This is a genomic window from Blautia sp. HA3515, assembly GCF_059933065.1.
Window position 1 is genome coordinate 1 of sequence record NZ_JAYFUY010000084.1, and the last position, 4,652, is coordinate 4,652.

The following is a 4,652-nucleotide window of genomic DNA, read 5'->3' on the forward strand; positions in this document are numbered from 1 at the left end:
TGGTAATGGACAGTTACCATGATATTGAAAAAGGAAAAGGAAGAGATTACAAAGAGTTTTTTGCAGAATTAGAAAGCAGGTACAGGAATGCAAATGTATAAAGTTATGATGCTTCCTATGGCAGAGGAAGATATCATGAATAATACGGATTATATTGCGTTCGAGAAAAAAGCACCTGAAACAGCGTTAGAATTGGCAATGGGTTTTCGTAACACCATTGCCAAACTTGAGTTTATGCCTAAACAGCATGAATTGGATGAGGATGAAGAATTAGCGGCGCGAGAAATCCGGAAAGTGCTATTATAAAAACTATAAGATATATTTCTTTATAGATGAAAGAGTTAGAACAGTATACGTGCTGAAGAGTCTAGACATATGCTGGTGAATGCAAAACCATTGTTACTGAATATGAGGTTCTGATTTTTGTACCAATCATGTACCAATTTTGTACCAATCTGTAAAAAATATCGTAGGGATATAAAGATTCATAGCCCAGACAAATCTCAAAAGTACAGAAAAACAGGCATTTGTAGGATATAGCAGGGATATATAAAGAGATGTTCTGACAATTAAACCCATGAAATAGAGCCATTATCCAGACGTTATGGAATGAAAGTGTGGCAATCATATCTGGAAAATAAAACCAGTGGCGCAATGAGAATGTACTGGGTTTACGGTCCAGATCAGAAAGATATTACAATTATCGGTTTGGAGCCACACTCAGAAGATAAGAAAATGGTGCATACGACCGAATTTCACTGTCAGATTTGTAGAATAAAACTGAATATGGAATTTTAACTGAGCAGCTATTCTATAAATAATAGGGTGGCTGCTTTTATTCCTTGTTAAGAAGGGATTGGTTTGTCGAAAAAATCTCGTTGCGTATTTATGGACAATGAGCTTATAATGAATGTGTAGAAAAATTGGCAGAAATATTTTCATAAAAATGGGAGTTGTAGGAAATGAGCGTGCAGACAGATTGTGAAATGTTATCTGTTCAGGCAATGGAAGCATATGCCCGAAAATACCATATTTCAGGAACTGATGTAGTCAAGTTATTTCATGAAAACCAGGTTTTTGAGAAAATGCTGATTCAGCATGAATGCCTCCATCAGGTAAGTTTTGAGGAAGTGTTGGAGTTTGTAGAGAAAATTGTTATGGAAGGTTCAAAAGAACTGGTGGTTTATCATGGAAGCTGCTATGAATTTGACAAGATAGATCTTAATAAATCCCATAACAGAAGAGATTTTGGAAAAGGCTTTTATACTACTATTTTACAATCTCAGTCAAAAGAATGGGGATATAGGCTTTCATTAAGAGAAAAAAAGAAGAAGTATTTCGTTTATGAATACTTATTTGAAGAAAATTCTGTATTAAATGTGAAAAGATTTGATACCTTGAGTGAAGAATGGCTGGAATTTATTAAAGAAAATAGAAGTAAAGGTGGATTGCAGCATAATTATGATGTCGTAATTGGACCAGTTGCAGATGATAATACAATGGAGACTGTCCAGTTGTATATAGCAAATATCTTAACGGCATCAGAAGCTGTAGAAAGGCTGCGATATAATAAAGTGAATAATCAGGTATCATTTCACACAGAGAAAGCATTACAGTATTTGCAGTTGGTAAGGAGGGAGTCTTATGCCAGAAATGATATATAGTTTTAATGGAAAAGATATCACTATGAATGTATGTATACAAATTAGGGATGTATTAAAATTGTTGCAACAACATTATCATATCGGTTTTGAAGAAGCCGCCCTGAAATTTTATCAGTCAGAAACGTATAAGACACTACAAGAAACAGAAAATGGATTATGGGCAGAGTCTGCAGAATATATAGCTGACAGATATTATGAGGAAGCCGAACGCGATCCTGTTGCTTTGTAGGAAAATTACTGACAGATATGGAGTTGAAAAATGTTAAGTATTTATTTTGGGGATATGCCAGAGGCGATATACCATCCTCCGACATACTTTGATAATACGTATGAAGATGAATGGCTAACGAATCCTTTGTCAGTGAAAATGATTGCTGATGTAGACAAATCCACGGTAATAGGAACTCATCTGATAGAGAGCCCTGTTTTGGGACCGATATCGCCCAAGGAACTGTCAGGGAGCGTAAAAACGTTAATACTGATGGCATTTGATGAAAATGGTCGAGTGTTTAACGCCTCTGTATGTGGAGATAGCTGTTCAAAATGGATATTGCAGATTGCGGAAAATAAGGATTTGACAATTAATCTTCTTCATATTATGGACTTTGGAAGGGAAAACTTTGAAGCAAAAATAGTAAATACAGGACAGCTTGTTCATAATATGCAGGAATTTTTGGATGTTGCAGTAGAGTACGTTTAGAAAAGATAGACATAGAAAAATAAGCAGTTCAGAATGTAAAAACTGAATGCTTCCAGCTGGTTTTGCTGGCACAATCTTTGTACCAATCTTGTACCAATTTTGTACCAATCGGTACAAAAAATAGTAGGAAAACGTAGATTTTCATGGAATCACGAAATGCGAAAAAGCCCGAAAAATAGGCATTTGTGAGACATTGGAGAGATGGATTAAGGGACATCCTGATTTTCCCGACAATGAAGTCCTTAGATGGTGTAAATAAGAAAAATGATGTAAATAATACAGCTTCTGAAGCACCTGAAAAAAATGTAAAAACTGAGTCTGAAAAGATTGATTTCTCCAATGTGAAGATTGAACCAATCTTTGAAGAGATGGTAGATTTCGATACATTCAGTAAGTCTGATTTCAGAGCAGTTAAGATTTTAGATTGCGAAGCAGTACCGAAGTCAAAGAAGCTTCTGAAGTTTACATTAGATGACGGAGAACGTAAAGACCGTGTGATTTTAAGCGGTATTCACGAGTATTACGAGCCGGAAGAACTGGTTGGTAAGACAGCAATCGCTATCGTGAACCTGCCACCGAGAAAGATGATGGGAATTGATTCCGAAGGTATGCTGATTTCAGCAGTTCACGAGGAAGATGGTCACGAAGGACTGAACCTTCTGATGGTAAATGACAGAATTCCGGCAGGTGCTAAGCTCTATTAAGATGATGTAAAGATGTACCGTTTTACAAAATAAACGGGACGTACTTCATTTGATAAAAAACTGAAAAAACAGCGATTTACATCAAACTTACATCAATTGATGCAGAAATCGGTGCAAGCAAGAAAAAATCGCATAATTAGCAGAATGAATGGGCAGTCCTGAAATCGGGATTGCCCATTTTTAGAAGAAAGACGAAAAACTCTTGACCTGCACGCAGCGTATACGCTTATACTATCAACATAAATCATAAGGAGGTGCATCCGATGTTATTGAATGAAGTTATAAATGAGGTTGGAATGACAAAGCGTGCAGTTAAGTATTATGAAGAAAAAGGATTGCTGTGCAGTGGACAAAGACAACAATGGTTATCGTAACTATACTGCACAAGATGTTGAAACTTTAAAAAAGATTTCAGTATATAGAAAACTCGGCATTAGTATTAAAGACATACAGAGCCTTTTGGAAACTGGCGACAAAAGTATTCTTCTTCGTATTTATCAAGAAAAAGTGCAGGAAAAAGTTTTAAAGGATTCAGAACTTGAAGCTTTGAAGCAATTTATAGATGATGGTGACGCAGACAAAGCAAATGAGGCACTTGATTATCAAACCGTTGAAAATGCGATTGAGTCTTTGCTACCAGGAAAAGAATGGGGAGATTATTTTAAAAGCCATTTCAAACCATTTCTTAATGTAAGGTTGAAGACTCTGGAACAAAAGCAAGCCTTACAGAATATACTAGAATATTGCGATGAAACGACATTGAAAGTTCCTTTTATTATGGGAATAGGTGCGAAGATGATAGGTGGGATTGCACAAGAAACCAGAACCGCAGATGATATGATAGCCTATTATCGTGATATGAGTGAAAGTGACTACGAAAGCCTAAAAGAAAAAGTATGGAAAGGTGCCAAAATAAAAAACGGTATAATGAAATACCATCCGGCATTTGTTGCACAGAGAAAAATGCAGAAAGAGTTTACAAAATAAAGGCTATAACGATATATTCATTCCTAATTTGATGGTTCTGTCTCCAACGTATGCAGAATATAAGAAAGCGTTAGATAATGTGAACGATAGAATGTGTAGAGAACTTGGACTGTATTATGATAGCAATTACAACTTAATTATTAAAAAAGATAATTCTAAGTAAAAGTTAAACTAGCCCTTTGAGAGAGGAGAAATCCTTTTCTCAAAGGGTTTTTCTATTTATACGGATATTCGCAAACTACAAGACAAAGCTAAAACTTCATATACTCTAAGCACAAGGAGGTTGAGGTTTGGCTATGAACAACAGTTTAACAGAAGTACACACGGAACTTGTTTCGGAGTGGTCGGAGAAGAATTTACCACTTACACCTGATGACATTACTTTCGGTTCAAATAAAAAAGTATGGTGGAAAGGTGCTTGCGGTCACGAATGGCAGACAAGTGTTAAGGCTCGTTCTAATGGAGAAAAATGCCCGATATGTTCTGGTACGAGAGTGATTGCAGGTATTAACGATTTGGCGACATTAGAGCCATTACTGGTAAAGCAGTGGTCGAAAAAGAATAAGATAAAACCGACAGAGGTTTCTATTGGTTCTC

General features: G+C 36.1%; 6 protein-coding genes and 1 pseudogene. All 7 read left to right on the plus strand.

What is annotated here, in order from left to right:
* Window positions 1-87: 87 nt before the first annotated feature.
* A complete protein-coding gene (locus tag R1Y93_RS07565; RefSeq protein ID WP_500822315.1) occupies window positions 88-306 on the plus strand; it encodes a hypothetical protein in 219 nt (72 codons plus the stop codon).
* A gap of 680 nt (window positions 307-986) precedes the next feature.
* Window positions 987-1,664 carry a DUF3990 domain-containing protein gene (locus R1Y93_RS07570; protein ID WP_500822317.1) on the plus strand — a complete coding sequence of 226 codons (678 nt, stop codon included), beginning with the start codon at window positions 987-989 and terminating at the stop codon, window positions 1,662-1,664.
* Window positions 1,645-1,893 (plus strand): hypothetical protein, encoded by a 249-nt coding sequence (locus tag R1Y93_RS07575; RefSeq protein ID WP_173729204.1) that lies wholly within the window; start codon window positions 1,645-1,647, stop codon window positions 1,891-1,893. Before R1Y93_RS07570 ends, R1Y93_RS07575 begins: the two co-directional genes overlap by 20 nt.
* A gap of 30 nt (window positions 1,894-1,923) precedes the next feature.
* Window positions 1,924-2,364: a DUF4869 domain-containing protein gene (locus R1Y93_RS07580; RefSeq protein WP_173729203.1), complete on the plus strand. Its 441-nt coding sequence runs from the start codon at window positions 1,924-1,926 to the stop codon at window positions 2,362-2,364.
* A gap of 206 nt (window positions 2,365-2,570) precedes the next feature.
* Window positions 2,571-3,068 (plus strand): annotated as a pseudogene (metG, locus tag R1Y93_RS07585) (methionine--tRNA ligase subunit beta); the annotation flags it as partial.
* Window positions 3,069-3,389: 321 nt separating this feature from the next.
* Window positions 3,390-4,055, plus strand: a complete 666-nt coding sequence (locus tag R1Y93_RS07590; RefSeq protein WP_500822319.1) for a MerR family transcriptional regulator — start codon at window positions 3,390-3,392, stop codon at window positions 4,053-4,055.
* A gap of 296 nt (window positions 4,056-4,351) precedes the next feature.
* Window positions 4,352-4,652, plus strand: a 301-nt coding sequence (locus tag R1Y93_RS07595; protein ID WP_500822320.1) for a zinc-ribbon domain-containing protein, incomplete at its 3' end; no start/stop codon positions are given.